General features: G+C 57.3%; 14 protein-coding genes. 10 read left to right on the forward strand and 4 right to left on the reverse strand.

All coding sequences use genetic code 11. The annotated features are described in order from the left end of the window. Positions 1–77 precede the first annotated feature (77 nt). A complete protein-coding gene (locus BLR44_RS12930; RefSeq protein ID WP_176956023.1) occupies positions 78–1,595 on the reverse strand; it encodes a glycosyltransferase family 39 protein in 1,518 nt (505 codons plus the stop codon). Positions 1,596–1,770: 175 nt separating this feature from the next. Between BLR44_RS12930 and BLR44_RS12935 the strand changes: the two genes are divergently transcribed. The 4 genes from BLR44_RS12935 to BLR44_RS12950 all read left to right on the forward strand — a co-directional run bounded on the left by BLR44_RS12935 (position 1,771) and on the right by BLR44_RS12950 (position 6,525). After that, on the forward strand, positions 1,771–3,327 hold the full coding sequence (locus tag BLR44_RS12935) for an ABC transporter permease/substrate-binding protein (RefSeq protein ID WP_089682477.1): 1,557 nt from the start codon (positions 1,771–1,773) through the stop codon (positions 3,325–3,327). A gap of 80 nt (positions 3,328–3,407) precedes the next feature. Continuing rightward, a complete protein-coding gene (locus BLR44_RS12940) occupies positions 3,408–5,105 on the forward strand; it encodes a T9SS type A sorting domain-containing protein (protein ID WP_089682479.1) in 1,698 nt (565 codons plus the stop codon). A gap of 126 nt (positions 5,106–5,231) precedes the next feature. After that, positions 5,232–5,537 carry a hypothetical protein gene (locus BLR44_RS12945; RefSeq protein WP_089682481.1) on the forward strand — a complete coding sequence of 102 codons (306 nt, stop codon included), beginning with the start codon at positions 5,232–5,234 and terminating at the stop codon, positions 5,535–5,537. Between the two features lie 76 nt (positions 5,538–5,613). Then, positions 5,614–6,525, forward strand: coding sequence for an ROK family protein (locus BLR44_RS12950; protein ID WP_089682483.1), 912 nt, complete (start codon positions 5,614–5,616; stop codon positions 6,523–6,525). 71 nt (positions 6,526–6,596) lie between these two features. Here BLR44_RS12950 and BLR44_RS12955 read toward each other — a convergent pair whose 3' ends face one another. Further along, positions 6,597–7,634: a hypothetical protein gene (locus tag BLR44_RS12955; protein WP_089682485.1), complete on the reverse strand. Its 1,038-nt coding sequence runs from the start codon at positions 7,632–7,634 to the stop codon at positions 6,597–6,599. A gap of 467 nt (positions 7,635–8,101) precedes the next feature. Here BLR44_RS12955 and BLR44_RS12960 point away from each other — a divergent pair, with 467 nt between their 5' ends. From BLR44_RS12960 to BLR44_RS12975, 4 genes are all read left to right on the forward strand, one after another. Further along, positions 8,102–10,384, forward strand: a complete 2,283-nt coding sequence (locus BLR44_RS12960) for a sodium-translocating pyrophosphatase (protein ID WP_089682486.1) — start codon at positions 8,102–8,104, stop codon at positions 10,382–10,384. Between the two features lie 128 nt (positions 10,385–10,512). Beyond that, positions 10,513–11,055 (forward strand): hypoxanthine phosphoribosyltransferase, encoded by a 543-nt coding sequence (hpt, locus tag BLR44_RS12965; RefSeq protein ID WP_089682489.1) that lies wholly within the window; start codon positions 10,513–10,515, stop codon positions 11,053–11,055. A gap of 67 nt (positions 11,056–11,122) precedes the next feature. Continuing rightward, positions 11,123–11,695: an adenylate kinase gene (locus tag BLR44_RS12970; protein ID WP_089682491.1), complete on the forward strand. Its 573-nt coding sequence runs from the start codon at positions 11,123–11,125 to the stop codon at positions 11,693–11,695. Positions 11,696–12,096: 401 nt separating this feature from the next. After that, a complete protein-coding gene (locus BLR44_RS12975) occupies positions 12,097–14,160 on the forward strand; it encodes a M3 family metallopeptidase (RefSeq protein WP_089682492.1) in 2,064 nt (687 codons plus the stop codon). 47 nt (positions 14,161–14,207) lie between these two features. On the opposite strand, the gene BLR44_RS12980 is transcribed toward BLR44_RS12975, so the two are convergent. After that, entirely contained in the window at positions 14,208–15,215 is a 1,008-nt protein-coding gene (locus BLR44_RS12980; protein WP_089682494.1) for an alpha/beta fold hydrolase, read from the reverse strand. Between the two features lie 2 nt (positions 15,216–15,217). Beyond that, positions 15,218–15,838: a hypothetical protein gene (locus BLR44_RS12985; RefSeq protein WP_245706045.1), complete on the reverse strand. Its 621-nt coding sequence runs from the start codon at positions 15,836–15,838 to the stop codon at positions 15,218–15,220. A gap of 225 nt (positions 15,839–16,063) precedes the next feature. Between BLR44_RS12985 and BLR44_RS12990 the strand changes: the two genes are divergently transcribed. Continuing rightward, complete coding sequence (locus tag BLR44_RS12990) at positions 16,064–17,224, forward strand: lactonase family protein (RefSeq protein WP_089682496.1); 1,161 nt, start codon at positions 16,064–16,066, stop codon at positions 17,222–17,224. Between the two features lie 4 nt (positions 17,225–17,228). Further along, positions 17,229–18,002, forward strand: coding sequence for a ZIP family metal transporter (locus BLR44_RS12995; protein WP_089682498.1), 774 nt, complete (start codon positions 17,229–17,231; stop codon positions 18,000–18,002). The last annotated feature ends 31 nt before the right edge of the window (positions 18,003–18,033 follow it).

Genomic DNA, 18,033 nt, shown 5'->3' on the forward strand with positions numbered 1-18,033 from the left:
AACGTGCAAACGTTTGTTTTCTTCCAAAAAATGCCTCCCTCCTTTTCTCTACAGCACAGACGTAGCCGTTCGCGCACTCAGAAGGATTGCGGGGTCTGCGGCTCCATATTCTCGAAATCTTCCAAGATGTAAATGTAAAATTCCTTGCGCAGCGCGTTTCCGGTGTAAAGCAGCACGTGCTTGATGTGACGCGTCAGGCCGAACGCCTGCTCGGTTTCGGGAGCAAGCGGCACGTTGCTGATGTAGATTCCGCGGTAGCCCTGGTAGGCAAACTGTTCCAGCCCCGGCCACAGGTCAAACTGGTTCATGCGGCGGCCGCCGGAATTGATGCAATAGGTCTGCGGATGCCCCGGCAGGTAAAAAGCCAGCTCGGACGCGATCTGGTAACTGTCGCTGAACACAAAATGAGGCACTTCGCCCAGTTGCTGCCGCTCGGCTTCGACCGTTTCGGCCAGTTCGCGCCAGCCCATCATCTCGCCCAGCGGTTCGGCCGTCGGGTCAACCCAGCGTACCAGGGTAGTGCGCGTGACGGGGATGAAAACCAGCATCAGCACGCCTACCGACAGCATCACCGCCCGGCACGTTTGCCGCAGCCGCCCCAGCGTCGTTGCCAGATAGGCCAGCAGGATAGGCAACGTTGCGTAAGCAAAAACCGGCCAGTTGGGATAGGCCTCACGCCAGACCGACATGCCCCCGAAAAACAAGAACACGCCCGCCGGAAAGCTCCACAAAAACGCCACCTCCGGTTTCAGCGAACGGCGCGCCAGACGTTTCAGGCCGAGGTAGAACGTGGGCAGCAAAAACACCGAGACCAAAGCCGCCTGCCCCCCCGTGTAGGAAACAAACCGCACCAGCCCTTTCCAGACGGTGGGCGTTGCTGCATCGGCCCCGGCCAGGTGCGTCACGTGCCGCGCCGCCACAAACTGATGCTGCGCCATCCAGACCAGCACCGGGACCATACACACCACCGTAATGCCAACGGCCAGCCAGAAGCCTTTTTGTCCCAACCGCTCCCGCCGGTACACCCACAGCCAGATCAGCGCGATGGGAAAAAACAGCACCATCACGTACTTGGCCAGAAAACCCAGCCCCGCACCGAGGCCCACCAGGCACCAATCGCGCAGGCGGTTGTGCTGCACAGCACGCCAGAAATAGTAGAGTGTAAACAGCCAACAGAGGGCCAGCGGACTGTCGGTCAGAAACAGCGTGGAAACAAAATGGTAGAACGGAAAGGCATAGACCAGGAAAGAGGCCAGTACGGCCGTCAGTTCATCCTTGAACAACTCATACGTCAGGCGGTAGACCAGCACCACGAGGCCCAGCCCAACCAGCACGGCGTTGAGCCGAATGGCAAATACCGTATCGCCAAAAACCTGGGTCGTCAGGAAGTTGAGGTAGGCAATCAGCGGCGGCTTGGAATAGTACGACCAAGCCAAGTGTTTGGACCAGAGCCAGTACTGGGCTTCTTCGACGTACAGGTCGATCGGTTCCAGCACCAGCACGTAAAGTTTGAAGAGCGCCAGCACGACGTGAAAAAGCAAGACATAACGCCAGGCGACGGAGGCCCGTAGGCCCAGATGAGTAGAAGTTTGCATGCCGGGAGAGGAGCTAGTGAGAGAGCAATAGAACACATCCGGTGAAGGTTCTGAAAACGCATACGGACCAATCCCGAAAAAGAGCACCCGAACCGGAAAAAATCCCGCCCAAACGGTCCGGTCTCGTGCGGACGAAAAAGCCACACATGCCTGCGTTTCACTAACTTCGGCATTCATGCAAACGCTCCTCCACTTTTTCTGGGAAAAGCGCGCCGAAATCGCCGAACAAACCCTGCAGCACCTCTGGATTACCCTCACTTCGCTGGGCATTGCGCTGGTCGTTGGCCTGAGCCTGGGGATTGTGCTGACGCGGCGACCTCGGCTGGCCGGGAGCGTGCTGGGGGCGGTCAACGTCATTCAGACCATTCCGAGCCTGGCATTACTGGGTTTTCTGCTGCCGTTGGTCGGCATCGGCGTGGTACCGGCCATCATCGCGTTGTTTTTGTACGCATTGCTGCCCATTGTCCGGAACACCTACGCGGGCATTACTGAAGTTGCACCCGATGTACGCGAGGCCGCGCGGGGGCTGGGCATGACCGACTGGCAGGTGTTGACGCGGGTCGAACTGCCGCTGGCCGTACCCGTTATTTTTGCGGGCATTCGGACGGCGATGGTGATCAACATCGGCATTGCCACGCTCTGTGCGTTGATTGCCGCGGGCGGGCTGGGCGAATTTATTTTCCGGGGCATTGCCCTCAACAACGTCAACCTGATTCTGGCCGGGGCCGTCCCGGCGGCCCTGCTGGCCCTGGCCTTTGACGGACTGCTGGGACTGGTGCAGCGCCACATCCGCCGGCTCGTCAAACCCGTTTTATTCACGGCAGCGGGCCTTTTTCTAGTCTTTGTTCCCTACCAGGCCCTTACCTCTTACGGCTCCGATCAACTGCGGGCGGGCTTTCCGTCCGAGTTCGTCGAACGCGCCGACGGGTACACGGGCCTGCGGCAAGCCTACGGACTGGACCTGGCCGTATCGGAACTGGAAATCGGGCTGATGTACGAAGCGGTACGGAACGGCGACGTCGACGTGATCTCGGGTTTTTCGACCGACGGACGCATTGAGGCCTATCACCTGCGCGTGCTGGAAGACGACAAGCAGTACTTCCCGCCCTACTACGCCGCGCCCCTCGTGCGGAACGCCACGCTGCGCCGCTATCCGGAGCTGAAAGACGCGCTGGCGTGGCTCGACGACCGCATTTCGGAGGCAGAAATGATGCGGATGAACTATCAGGTCGACGAAGCCAAGCAAACACCCCAGCAGGTAGCCGCGAATTTCCTGCAACAGAAAGGGCTGAAACTAGTCCCGAAACGCGCAGGAAATGCCCAAGTGCAGATCGGCTCGAAAAACTTTACGGAAAGTTTTATTCTGGCCGAACTCCTGGGGCTGGTGATTGAAGCACGTACGGGCCTAACGACCGAAACCAAGTTGGGGTTTGGCGGGACCAAGCTGGTGTTCGACGCGCTGACGCACGGCGACATCGATCTGTATCCGGAATACACCGGAACGGGTCTCCTGGCGCTGCTGCAGGCCGACGAAGCCACGATCGACAGCGTGACGTTCGACCGTGAACGGGTCTACCGGTACGTGCAACGCGAAATGCAGACCCGCTACGACGTGCAATGGCTGCAACCGCTGGGGTTCAATAATACCCACGCCATGATGATGCGCGAATCGCAGGCAGAGGAACTAGGACTACGGACCATTTCGGATTTGGCGAACTTCACGCAGAAATAACCGCGCGATATTGTGAATTTGTCGAAAGATTGCGTTCTTCCGTGCACCTCTTTCACACCTACACTTTTCCACTTTTCGCAATGAAGCCCATCCGCTACGCTCTTTCTCTGTGTTTCTTTTTGATAGTCAGCACGTTGCAGGCGCAACAGTATAACTACGCCGCCGCCCCCACCAGCGAATTTCACGCCCTTGTCCCCGTCGACGACTCGGCCGACGCCTGGATCGCGGGCGGCTACGAAGTCGATCCCGTTTTTGGGGAACGCCCGCTGCTGCACGCGGTGAATCGCTTCAACGAAGTGCTCTGGGCCTATCACTGGCCCGACAGTGTGCCCTACAACCAAGTGACCGACCTTGACCGGCTGCCCGATAACCGCGTGGTCGTCACCGGCGTAGGGAATGTGGTCTGCGACGTTATGCTACCCCATCAGGTAACGCTAAGTTGGATGACCACGGCTGGAGAACTGCTACAGGAAACCCACTTTCAATTTGAATCGCAGGGGGGGTTGCCCCTGCCCCAGACGGTGGTACAGCCCGACGGTTCCGGTTGGGTCGGTTATGCTTCCCAACTAATTCATTTTTCGGCCACGGGCGATAGTTTGGGTCGTATCCTGCTCGAAGGTGATACGATTCGGGCCCTGCTGGCCCCTACTGCTACCTCGCTAGCGGTATCGACCGGCGACACGCTCTGGTTGCTGGATCATGCGGGGAACGTCCTGGCACAACGCGCGCAGCAAAGCCCCCGGACCGCCCTGACCACCACACCCGCGGGCAATCTGCTGGTGGCCTGGGATGTTCAACTGCAGGAGTGGGACCAGACAACCCTGGAAACCCTCCAGCAGGCGGAGTTCTCGGACCTGCTCGATACCATCACCGCCCTGGTGGCCAACGATACTTCCTATTACGTTGCCGGCCTCGATGTCGAACACGGTACGATGCAACTTTACCGTACGGATACCAACCTGGTCAGGCCCTCGCCGGACGGACTTCGGCAAGACTACTTTGGTATGTACCTCCAAGCCCATCGGCTGTATGTTACCCCACGCGAAGATCTGGGCATCGTGGGCGTTTCGCGGCCCGGCCTGAAGCCCAATGCCTTCCTGGTCGGCGTTGACGAGGCCACCACCAACGGATTGGCGTTCTTCTTACCCACCATCCCTGTCAATCGCGGAAAGCTGTTGGAAGTTACAGTACTCAGCACGCAAGTGCAGGAGAAGGTGCCATACTATGCTTCTTCCACGCTTCAGGTGAAAATCACCAACGATTACAGTCAGCCGGCAATCGACAGCCTCTGGATCACGGCCACCGCCGGCTTAACGCCCTGGTGCAGCGAAATCTTAGTACATCAGCACTTTACCGGACTGCACATGACGCCCAGCGACACCCTCTCGTTAACACTCGAACGCGTCGCCCATCCCTTTTCCGGAGACGGCACCCCGCAGCGGTTCTGTGTCTGGATCTCGGGGGTCAACGGCTCATTCGATCCTGTCGACAGCGATAATTTGATTTGCGCCGATCTGATCGTCACCGATGCACCGGCCCGCCTCACGCAGATGCCCCTGCGCCTCTACCCCAACCCGGCAAAGCACAGGCTCCGCATCGATTTCGGAACAATGCTGCGCGCCTCACCGCTTCAGGTCGTCAACGCCCTGGGGCAACAGGTGCATTCCTGCAACGTTACCGGAGATCATACCGAACTGGACCTTGCTTCCTGGCCAGCCGGGGTCTACCTGGTCGTGTTGCCAGAAACAGGACAGACGGCGCGGCTGGTCCGGGAATAACCCCTTGCGGATCAGTTAATTGCCCTTATCGCGCGGCTTGTCAACCGCGCGACACACAGAAAGTTATATTTTTGTAAACTCGTCTTCTTTATTTGCGTTAGCGAGAATTATACGAGCTTTGCTGCTATGAAGAAGCCCATCAAACGCAAAGAACCTGATCCGAACTTTGATTGGGATCGCTGGGACCGTAAAAAATCGAATAAGAAAGAGAAAAAGGCTCCACGCCGCTGGGACGACGAAGACCCGCCGAAGGATTACATTCCGGACGATCCGGACCCGGAAGTGCTGCGCGAAATGGAGAACCTGACCGACGAAGAGCGAGCCCTCCCCTATCCTGATTATTTCATTGCCGATCTTAACGTGATGAAGCGACGCGAAGGCAGCGCCTTTCTCCCGAACGAACCGGAAGACGACGGAGAAACCGCTTCCTAACTTCATTGTGGTCTTAGACAAGCTCAGGCGCATCATCAACCTAAGCCTTTTTAACTCAAAAACTACTCATTACTACGTGGAATCTCTCTTGGGCATCGACGTGGGCGGCACCAATGTCAAATGCGGGCTCGTCTCACGCGAAGGTAAATTGTTATCCAAAAAGAAATACTCAACCCTTGATTTGCGGCACAGTGGCCGTTTTGTAGAAGGTTTTCTGGACGTAATCGCCGAGCAACTGGACGAGCACGGCAAAGTAGGCGGCATCGGCATCGGCATTCCCGGTACGCTGAGCCGGAAACGCAAACGGACCCTGGAGCTGCCCAATTTGCCCGAGTTGAATGGGGTAAAACTCCTGAGCATTCTGAACGATCGCTTTCCCACCGTGCCGTTTTACCTGGAGAACGACGCCAATGCGGCGGCGCTGGGCGAATACTATTTCGGCAAGAAGAAACTCCCCGGCGATTTTATTTTCATTACGCTCGGCACGGGCATTGGCGGCGCAGCGGTAATCGACAAAAAGCTTTTTAAAGGCGCACGGGGCAACGGCATGGAGATCGGTCACATTGTGGCCGGAAATGGCCGCCTGATCGAACAGAACATTGGAAAACAAGGCATTATTGCCATTGCCCGCGACAAGATGATGAATTCGTCGTTCACCACTACGCTGACCGACGACGACTTTCTGCACTCCAAGGCGGTGGTGAAGGCGGCCCACGACGGCGACGCCCTGGCGCTCGAAGTATTTCGGGAAGTGGGGATGATTCTGGGCGAGGCGTTGGTGTCGGCCATCCGCATTCTGGACATCACCACCATTTTGATCGGCGGCGGCGTTTCTGAAACTTTCGGGTACGTGCAGGAAAGCATGTTCGACGTGATGAACCGCCACCTGACGCCCTACTACCTCGACGATCTGCAGATCGAACTGGCCACCCTGGGTAACAATGCCGGCATCATTGGGGCGGCATCGCTCTGCCTGGCGAACGAGTAACCTCACTATAAAAAAGCCGCTGTTTCGCACAACGCGACAACAGCGGCTCTCCCAACCTTGAAACTATTTTTTTAGCGAAGCGTCACCTTCGACGTAGCCATCAACTCGCCATCCAGGTACAGCTCGAAGTTGTAATTCCCGGTGTAGTACTTGGCCGAACCTTCCCAGTTGAAGAAGATCTTCTCTGACTGACCGGTGTAATTCACTTCTTTGTGGCGCGTAAAGCGGCTCTCTTCGCGCTTCGATTTGTTGTAGAACACGCCATCTTCTTCGCCAATCAGCATGGTGCCTTTCGGGTCGGTGATGAGCAGGTACACCTGACGCGGTCCTTTTTCGGCCAGTTTGTTCTCGCTGATCACGAAGCTTACCGAAAAGCGATCTACGCGCTTGGCCTTCGACGTAAAGACGTACTCGCCTCGTTTCTCTTCAGTCGACTCGGTGATGACGCTGTAAAACTTCAGGCCGGCGGCTGCCGACATCTGCGTCTGCATGGCCTGTTCTTTCGTCAGCACGGCCGAAAGCGAATCGCGCAGGCCGGCATTTTCGGACCGCAGCCGGTCCAGTTCAGAGACCAGCGTCGCGTATTTCTCCTGCACCTCCTGGTTCTCTTTTGTCGCTTCGTCCAGCTTCTGCTCGTATTCACTCAACTTCGCTGAGCCGCCCTGGCGCTGCAGTTGCCGGTAACTGGCTTGCAAGCCCTTAATTTTCCGCGCGGCTTCTTCCAGATCTGTCCGTAAGCTCTCGCTTTCCGTTTTGTAGCGCATCAACTCTTCGATCGTGGCGTTTGCCTGAGCAATTTCTTTTTCGATTTTCCACTGCACCGATTTAATGGAATCGGCCCGGGCCGATTCGGCAAATTTTTCTTCCTGGAAGTTTTTTGCTTTGGTGAAGAAGTGATAGTTCCCGTAACCGGAAGCGCCTACTGCCAGGAGAAGAATCACCGAGGCGATGACCCACCCCCGCCCGGAGCGCGGTTCTTCCTCGTATTCCTCTTCCTCGTACTCCATCTCGGTTTGTTCTTCCACTTCTACCTCGGTCCCCTGGTTCAGTGCTACCGGATCGTGCTCTTCATCGCTCTGATGAAATGATAGAGATGCCGTGTTTGCCATAGTTGTTTCTGATGCGTTATCTGTTTATTCCTTACAGCCTTAAGTCCTTCACCTGGAATTTACATTTAGCCAGGTGGGGCAGCGGAGTGCGTTGTGCGCTTCAACTCGATCCATGGCGGAAATCCGATGTCCGTTTGCCGGGCTGGGGCGCAAATCCCCCGAATTTCAGCCACTTACCTGCGTAGATGTCGCTCGTGCTGAGGAGCTACGCTGCCATATTTGAAGATAAGCATTACGGTACAGAAGGCCAGAAGCCCTGTGCAAGGGCGATGTGAGGTTTAAGCAAAAAGCTGATGGTCAGCGCTTAGATCACCAATTTTCGTCCTGGAATGACGCTATGTTTCAGCCGGTTTTGAATTGCATTCTTCCTGTCTGAAACATTCGCCGAAGTGTTGTGGAAATGTTTACTTTAGCGGGCGGCATGTCAGATGCCCTACCTCAAACAATCTCAGGTTAATCGTTTCTTCATGGAAAACATTGTGTACTTCTTGCCGATCGCCGGCGTCCTGGCTTTGTTGTTCGTGTTCTGGCGAACTTCATGGCTCTCCAAACAAGATGAAGGTACCCCACGCATGGCAGCCATTGCCCGTAACATCGCCGTGGGGGCCATGGCATTTTTAAGAGCTGAGTACAAGATTCTAATCATTTTCGTAATTGCCGTAGCTGTACTGCTGGGCTTCAAAGGGACACAGGAAGAGAATTCTACCGCTCTGGTAGCGTTTTCGTTCATTGTGGGTGCCCTTTGTTCAGCACTGGCCGGGTTCATGGGCATGCGGGTCGCCACCAAGGCCAACGTGCGCACCACCCAGGCGGCACGCACTTCGCTGAGCCGTGCCCTCGAAGTCGCCTTCGCGGGTGGCTCGGTTATGGGCATGGGCGTAGTAGGATTAGGAGTGCTGGGGCTAAGCCTCCTGTTCATCCTCTACACGCAACTTTACGGTTCCGACGGTGCCAGCCTTAACATGGTACTGAACGTGATTTCGGGCTTTTCGCTCGGAGCTTCGTCGATCGCCCTGTTTGCCCGCGTGGGAGGCGGCATTTACACCAAAGCAGCCGACGTAGGCGCCGACCTGGTCGGGAAAGTCGAAGCGGGCATTCCGGAGGACCATCCCCTCAACCCCGCCACCATCGCCGACAACGTAGGCGACAATGTAGGTGACGTCGCGGGTATGGGTGCCGACCTGTTCGAATCGTACGTGGGGTCCATCATCGGCACCATGGTGCTGGGCGCCGCCTTTATCGGCATGCCGGGTTTTGAAGACGCCCTGGGCGGGCTGTCGGCCATTGTCTTACCGCTGGTGCTAGCCGCGACCGGCATCATCGTCTCCATCATCGGTACCTTTTTCGTACGTGTGAAAGAAGGGGGGGACCCGCAAGCTGCCCTGAACCTCGGCGAGTTTGGCTCGGGCGGTCTGATGATTCTGGTCTCCTACTTTGTGATCGTAGGCTTACTGCCCGAACGCTGGACGGTCGAGGCCCTGCCCGGTACCGCCCTGGAAACCAAAGAATACACCGCCATGGGCGTCTTTTTCGCCACCATCGCCGGCCTGGTTGTGGGTCTGGCGGTCGGGAAGGTAACCGAATACTATACCGGCTTGGGTACCACCCCGGTCAAGTCCATCGCTCAACAATCGCTGACCGGAGCCGCCACCAACATCATTGCCGGCTTGGGCGTGGGCATGATGTCGACCGGCATTCCTGTGCTTCTGATCGCAGCCGCCATTCTGGTTTCTTACTACTTCGCGGGCCTGTACGGCATTGCCATTGCGGCTGTAGGGATGCTGGCCAACACTGGCATCCAGCTGGCCGTCGACGCTTACGGTCCCATTTCGGATAACGCCGGGGGCATTGCCGAAATGGCCGAACTTCCCAAGGACGTTCGCCAACGCACCGATAAGTTGGATGCCGTCGGCAACACAACGGCCGCCATCGGGAAAGGCTTTGCCATCGCTTCGGCGGCCCTGACGGCCCTGGCCCTGTTCGCCGCCTTTATGCAACAGTCGGGGCTGCGCGCCATCGACATTTCGAAGCCCGGCGTGATGGCCGGTCTGCTCGTTGGGGGCATGCTGCCGTTTGTGTTCTCGGCACTGGCTATGAACGCTGTAGGCCGGGCCGCCATGGCGATGATCCAGGAAGTGCGCCGTCAGTTCACCACCATTCCGGAACTGACCGCAGCGCTCGGCATCATGCGCAAGTACGATTCCGACCTGAGCAACGCCACGCCAGAAGACCGTGCTATTTTTGATGCCGCCGACGGAAAGGCCGAATACGACAAATGTGTCGCCATTTCGACCCAAGCATCGATTCGCGAGATGGTCATGCCCGGTTTGCTGGCCATTGCCGCCCCGGTAGCCGTTGGGTACCTGGCCGGCGCCGAAATGCTGGGCGGGCTGCTGGCGGGCGTAACTGTGTCGGGCGTGCTGATGGCCATATTCCAGTCGAACGCCGGTGGTGCCTGGGACAATGCCAAGAAAAGTTTTGAAGAAGGCGTCGAGATCAACGGCCAGAAATACTACAAAGGCTCCGATCCGCACAAAGCGGCCGTGGTGGGCGATACCGTAGGCGATCCGTTCAAAGACACGTCTGGTCCGTCGCTCAACATTCTGCTGAAGCTGATTTCGGTCGTGGCCCTGGTCATTGCACCTTCGCTGTACGTGCCGCCGTCGGCGGCCGAAGTGGGCCAGACGCAACCGCAACCCCGGGTGGAGACCGCAACCGACGTGCCCCCCGCCCTGGCCGACGTAAAGTAACCTCACGTTTTCCCCGATTTTACTGGCTGGAATTGAAGGCAATACCGCGCAAGCGACACGGCCTTCAGTTCCAGCCTCGTTTTTCTCTTTACATTATCACTACTTTTGTGGAAACCAACACTTGCTCCGTGGAATCGTCCGTAACCATTCACGACAAATCTTTTCGGCTGTTTCTGTCAGAAGACGAACTGCAACAAAGCATTGCCCGGCTGGGGCAGCAACTCACCGACGATTACCGCGATCGCAATCCCATCTTCGTCGTGGTGCTGAACGGAGCCTTTATCTTTGCGGCGGATCTGCTGAAGTGCGTGGAAACGCCCTGCGAAGTAACTTTTGTAAAAGTGGCTTCGTACCAAGCGACACAAAGCACAGGCGAGGTAGAAGAAATTCTGGGTCTGGAAGAAGACCTGCACAACCGACACGTCGTGATTGTCGAAGATATTGTCGATACGGGGCTGACCATGAGTGCCCTCCTCGATTCGGTTCGCGAAATGCGCCCGGCGTCGGTAGAAGTGGCAACACTCCTGCTAAAGCCCAAGGCCCTGAAGCGGCCGCTGTCCATTCGTTACGTGGGCAACGAAATCGAGAATCGTTTTGTAGTAGGGTTCGGCCTCGACTACGACGGACTGGGCCGAAACCTGCGCCATTTGTATCAATTATCAACTCAATAACCTCTAACTTCAACGGTTTCCGTCCGGAGTTGACCACGGCGGATACTCTACGTTAAAATCAGTAACTATGCTTAATATCGTACTGTTTGGCCCTCCCGGGGCGGGCAAAGGAACGCAAAGCCAGAACATCATCGATACATACGGGTTGGTTCACCTCTCCACGGGCGATCTGCTGCGCTCGCAGATTGCGGCGGGTACGGAACTGGGGCTGCGCGCCAAAACCCTGATGGACCAGGGCATTCTGGTGCCCGACGAAGTCGTGATCGGCATGATCGAAAGCAAACTGGCCGAGAACAAAGACGCGAAGGGCTTTATTTTCGATGGTTTTCCGCGCACGGTGGCGCAGGCCCAGGCGCTGGACGAACTCCTGAGCCGGTACGATACGGAAATCGGGTGCATGGTGGCGTTGAGCGTCCACGACGAAGAACTGACCAAGCGGCTGTTGCTGCGGGGCCAAACGTCCGGCCGCTCCGACGACCAGGACGAGTCCCTCATCCGCAAGCGCATCCAGGAATACAACGACAAGACGCTGCCGGTGGCCGATTATTACCGCCAACAGGGTAAGTATTGTGCCATCGATGGCATCGGCGGCATCGACGAGATCTTCCAGAACATCCGCGACGTGCTGGACCGCAAATAGCCTGCACGCAACGTAGTAGAAGAGGGTTTTCCTGCCAGGGCAAACCCTCTTTTCGTTACTGCCCCGCCCCCGCTGCCTCCTCCTTTTCTTCTTCCGGCTCGTTGGGTAGCCTGATCTGTTTTAAAACCGGGCCAAGTGCCATCAGTACGAAACCAAAGCCTGTTTTAAACGGTTTTCAGATCAGTGCTTGCGTACCCTTTTCTAAATTATTAGTTACTTTGACAAAAATTCATCGTTATAAAACAACGCTCCGACGTCTTATCTGTTGAAGATCTTTGTTTTCGATGAGGCAGTGGACTTACACCTGCTACCTTTTGCCCGAAACCTCAACAAGCGCATACGCAGCTTCGACGGGCAGTAACACGCATTATTTCCAATTCACTTGAACTAGTTGTGCTCCTATGAACAATATATTAGCAACGCCTTTTGAGACACCTTTTGGCGTAGCCCCTTTTTCCAGCATCAAAGTAGACGATTTTCTGCCCGCGCTGAAGGCCGCCATTGAAGAAGGAAAAGCACAGGTACAGATGGTTGCTGATGCCAACACGCCCCCGACCTTCGCGAACACCGTTGAAGCCCTCGAACGCAGCGGCGAACGCGTAGGCATTATTTCCAGCATTCTTTTCAACCTGAACGCCGCAGAAACCAACCCCGAGTTGCAGAAAGTGGCGCGCGATGCCTCCCCACTCTTGTCCGAGTATGGCAACGACATTCTGTTGAACGAAAAGCTGTTCCAACGCATCGCTCAGGTGTGGAACGACCGCGCTCAGTACGACCTGACGCCCGAAGCCGCCACGTTGCTGGAAAAAACCTACAAGCAATTTGTGCGCAACGGTGCCAACCTCGACGAAGCCGGCAAACAACGCCTCCGGGAAATCGACAAGCGGATGGCCGAATTGTCGCTGCTGTTCGGCGAGCACGTGTTGAACGCCACCAACGCGTACGAAATGGTCATTACCGACGAGGCCGAATTAGCCGGACTGCCGGAAGATGCCCGCGAGATGGCAGCCGACACCGCCCGTGAAAAGGGGAAAGAAGGCTGTTGGATCTTTACGTTGCAGTTTCCCAGTTACTTGCCGTTTATGACCTACGCCGATCATCGGGGACGCCGGGAGGAACTGTTCCGCGCCTATGCCTCGCGTTCGTTCGGTGGTGAAAACGACAACCAGGAAGTTATCAAAGAACTGGTGGCGTTGCGCCAGGAACGCGCCCAACTGCTGGGCTACGCGTCTCACGCGGATTTTGTCCTGGAAGAACGCATGGCGGAATCGCCCCAGAAGGTCTACGATTTTCTGGAGGAAATGCTTCAGTATGCCAAGCCCGTCGCCCTGCGCGAGGTACAAGACCTGGAAGCGTATGCCCGCGCACACGGCGGCCCCGAACGCCTCGAACGGTGGGACCACGCCTACTGGGCCGAAAAGCTAAAAAAAGAAAAGTTCGAGATCGACGACGAGATTCTGAAGCCTTACTTTCAGCTGGAAAACGTGATTGAAGGCGCGTTTCAGGTCGCCGGGAAACTCTACGGCCTTACGTTCCGTCAGGTCGACAACATTCCCGTGTACCATCCCGATGTCCGCACGTTTGTGGTCGAAGAGAAGGGCACCGGACGCCACATCGGCGTCTTTTACGGCGATTTCTTCCCGCGCCCCGGCAAGCGTAACGGGGCCTGGATGACGTCGTATCGCGATCAGAAAAAGGAGAAAGGCCAGGAACAACGTCCCCACATTTCGATCGTGTGCAACTTCACAAAGCCTACGGCGACCAAGCCTTCGCTTCTGACGTTCAACGAGGTTACGACCCTTTTCCACGAGTTCGGTCACGCGCTGCACGGGCTTCTGGCCGACGGCATGTACGCCAGCCTGACAGGCACGTCCGTCTACTGGGACTTTGTGGAGCTGCCTTCGCAGGTGATGGAAAACTGGGTGTACGAGAAAGAAGCCCTCGACCTTTTCGCCCGCCATTACCAGACCGGCGAACCCATTCCGGCCGAGTTGGTGGAACGCATCAAGGCCAGTGCCAATTTCATGAGCGGTTACCAGACCGTTCGCCAAATCAGCTTTGCCAAGCTCGACCTGGCCTATCACCGCCAGCAAGCCGATTCTATTCAAGAGGTCAGCGGGTTTGAAGCTATAGCCCTGGCTGAAACGGAACTCTATCCGAAAGTAGAAGGGACCAACACCAGCTGTTCGTTCAGCCACATTTTCCAGGGCGGCTATTCGGCGGGGTATTATAGCTACAAGTGGGCCGAAGTACTCGACGCCGATGCGTTTGAGTTCTTCCAGGAGAAAGGCATTTTCAACCAGGAGACGGCCGACCTGTTCCGCCGCCACGTTTTGTCGGCCGGGGGAAGCGAGCATCCGATGCTGCTTTACAAGCGGTTCCGGGGCCAAGAACCCTCGCCGCGTGCTCTCCTGCGACGCGCCGGGCTTTTGCCCAACGAGGAGACTCCTCTGCCGCAGCAGTAGTCAAAAAATAGAAAGGGAAGCGTAACGCTTCCCTTTTTTATGACCTTTCAGTACCGATTTACAAACGCCTGCACCTCCTGCACAAACCGCGACGACTCGGTGATGAAGGGCTCGTGCCACGAGTTTTCGAACGTTACCCACGTCACCTCCGTGTCTTCAGGCAGTAACGCTTTGGTTTCCAGCCCCACTCCCAGCGGCACCACGCCATCTTTTTCGCCCCAGAACAGCCCGATCGGTACCGTAATATCCGACAACGCCGTGCTTTTGTCGTAGCGCAGCATTTCGTGCCGGGCCCATCCTTCGTAGGCACCGGCGTGGGTAAACATGCCCAGGGCGGTGTTGGGTGAAGCAAACAGGTAATTCAACACGTATTTTTTGTCTTCGTAGACCGAAACGGGGTTGCCTTCCAGATCGTGCATGTGCCGGTAGAGCGTGCCCCATTCGTACGTTGCGAGCGTCTCCGGGGTCAGTGGATGCTCGGTGACAAATTGCTCCGCGGCGGTGTGGCCCTGTGCGCGGGCGGCTTCCAAGACCCACGCCTGCATCTGTACGAGCCACCGGTAGGTCGAGAAAATCCCGTTCACCAGCATGGCGCCTTTGACGAGCCGTTGGTTGTCGCCGGTGGTCAGAAACTGCCAGGCTAATTCTACCCCGAAGCTGTGTGCTAACAGGTACAGATCGACGTCAGGATACTGCTGCTTCAGCAGAGTAACCACGTAATAAGCATCTTCCCCAAACTGCGCATAGGTCAACAAATCAGGATGGACCCGGCCGGACGACGAACCCGCCACGCGCTGATCCCAATAGGCCACCGCTACCGTTTTTTCCAAGGCTTCAAAATAAGGCTGGTAGCACATGGCGCAGTCGCCAGGGCCGCCGTGCAGAAACAGCACCATCTTGCCCGAAGCGACGTTGCCCCGTATCCAGATGGGCATTTCCGCCCCTTTGTGGACCAGATTCAGCTTGTCGGCCACGCGGTCAGGCGTTTCGCGCTGGCAGGCAACAGTCAGGCACAGCAGGCCCGCTAACAGAACAAGGTGACGTAGAGTAGACATGATTAATGAGTGCCAAGACGTTTTTTGATGATGCCCGCTTCCAGCGCCACACGAGGCAGAAACGAGGCGTTATAGGGCACTTGTACGCTCCAGTTCAACCGGGTGTACCAGGCCAGGGGAATGCGTTTTTTCACCGACAGGTCTTTCCCGATGCCCAGCGAGAGCGTCGGGAGAAAAGTGCTTCGGCCGGCCCATGCTTTCTTCTGCAACTCTCCGGAGGGCGTAACCCGGTACGTTTGGCCTTCCAGAAAATACCGGAAATAACTGGGGGCAATTCCGGCTTCCAGCAACCCTCCTTTCGGGCCGAGGCGCTGGTACGTTATTTCCGGAGCTACGACGAGTCCCACGTGGTTTTGCGGGTGACGATAGAGCGCTACGCCCGGTGTAAACAACCAGTTGCGGGTGACGCGGGCTTCCGTCTTTTTAAGGCGCTCGCTGGTTTTCAGGGGGTACTGTGTTCCCACCTTCAGGCCGTAGTGCGTAACGGTTTCGCCGTAGTACGCGATCCGCCAGGTTTGGGCACGCCCCTCGTTCGTGAAAAGCAGCGCACAGAGCAGAAGCGCCCCGCCCCGCCAGGATGGGTCCAGAAGCAGTGCTTGGAAGAAGAATCGTCGCCAATTCATCGCGTTTTTTTAGGCAAAGCTAGTAGACTGCCTTGCCTGTTTCTTGTAGAAAAACGACACCTGCAGCGCGCTACAGACCGTTTTTACACGCTTGCCTGAACTTTGACGCTGGCGTTTACGGGCTTACGTGTCCGGAATACGCCATCTCAAGGTAAAATCCGATAACTTGGCTGCCGCTGAGGCAACCGACCTCCGCCGTTTTTCCAACCGATCCACCCTATTCTCATGCTCCATTCGTCACGTCGTCAGTTCCTGAAAACATCCGTACTCGGCGCGGTAGGCCTCTCGCTGCCTCAACTGGCCCACGGCCGCCGCCCGTTGGCTCCTTACCGCTTCTACGTCGGTACCTATACGTCCAAAGAGAGTCAAGGCATCTACCTTTACGAACTGGACCCGACCAGCGGTCGCCTGATCTACCAGCAACTGGCCGCACGCCTGACGAATCCGTCGTACCTGGCCATCGACGGGCAGCAACGTTACCTCTACGCCGTAAACGAGACCGAAGAGTTCGAAGGCAAACCCGGCGGCGCGGTGAGCGCCTACGCCATCGATCCGGCCACGGGCCAACTCACGCTCCTCAACCAGCAGCCCACGCGCGGCGGGGCTCCCTGTTACATCTCGGTCGATCAGCAGAACCGCTACGTGCTGGTGGCCAACTACGTAGCGGGCAACGTGGCGGTCTACCCCCTGCAGGCAGATGGACGCCTCGGGGCCATGAGCGATCTGGTACAACACACGGGCAGTGGTCCCAACCCACAGCGCCAGCAGTCACCGCACGCACATTGCGTGTTGATGGACCCGACCAACCAGTTTGCGTTTGCCGTGGACCTGGGCATCGACAAGATCATCAGTTACCGGCTCGATGCGACCACCGGCAAACTTCGTCCGAACGCCGAAACGCAGGCCGCACCCGGCGCAGGCCCACGGCACTTGGTTTTCCACCCCAATGGCCGGCTGGCCTGCGTCATCAACGAACTGAATTCGACCCTAACCTCATATCGCTACAACCGCCAGGCCGGTACCCTCGAAGCAGTGCAAACCGTACCGACCCTGCCGTCTTCATTTAACGGGGATAACTCCTGCGCCGACATTCATTTCGACGCTAGCGGCCGCTTTGTGTACGGCTCCAACCGGGGACACAACAGCATTGTGGCCTACGCCATCGACGGCGAAACCGGCCAGCTCGACTACCGGCAGCACATCTCGACCCAAGGCCAAACGCCCCGCAATTTTGCGGTCGATCCGTCCGGGAAATTTCTCCTGGCCGCCAACCAGGCGTCGGATTCCATCGTTACCATAGGCATTGACGGTGCCACGGGTCAGCTGGCCAGCCGCGGGACGATTGCCGGGGCACCGACACCCGTTTGCATACGATTTTTAGGATAAGTTCATGCCTTTTTTGCTTGCCGTTCCGACCTGGGTAATGGCCGGAGTCTGGGGACTGGTGGCCGGAGGTGCCCTGTTGGGAGGCGCTTTGGCAGGCTATTTTGCCCACGTTCCCCGCCGTATGATCGCCGCCATCATGGCGTTCGGCAGCGGGGTGCTGATCTCAGCCCTCTCGTTCGAACTGATGGAAGACGCCTTCGAGCGCGGCGGATTCGATGCCACTGCCCTCGGTTTCGTAGCCGGAGCGGCCCTCTATACCGCTGCCAACTGGCTTCTAAGCTACTACGGTGCGCGCCACCGCAAACGCTCCGGTGCCGAACAACCCTCCGAGTCGGACGACGAAGGCAGCGGGCTGGCGATTGCCATCGGTGCGCTGTTGGACGGCATTCCGGAATCGATCGTGATTGGCCTGAGTCTGCTGGAGGGCGGTGCCGTAAGTCTGGTGACGGTGGTGGCCGTCTTTCTCTCGAATGTGCCGGAGGGGCTTTCCAGCGCGGCCGGTATGAAAAACGCAGGCCGGTCGGCGCGCTATATTTTTGGGGTATGGGGCGGCATTGCCTTGATTTCCGGGGCGGCTTCTTTGCTGGGCTATTCGGTCTTTCAGGACTTTTCGCCTGATGTCATCGCCGCCACAACTGCCGTCGCGGCCGGGGCCATCCTCGCCATGCTGGTCGACACCATGATTCCCGAGGCTTTTGCCGTGGCCCATAATTTCGCGGGACTGATCACGGTGCTGGGCTTCCTGGTCGCCTTTGTGCTCAGCAAATTCGGCGGGTAACGTCCGGCCCGGTTTCCGCGATCTACTCCTT

Origin of the sequence: Catalinimonas alkaloidigena, assembly GCF_900100765.1 — a bacterium.
Lineage (GTDB): Bacteria > Bacteroidota > Bacteroidia > Cytophagales > Flexibacteraceae > Mooreia > Mooreia alkaloidigena.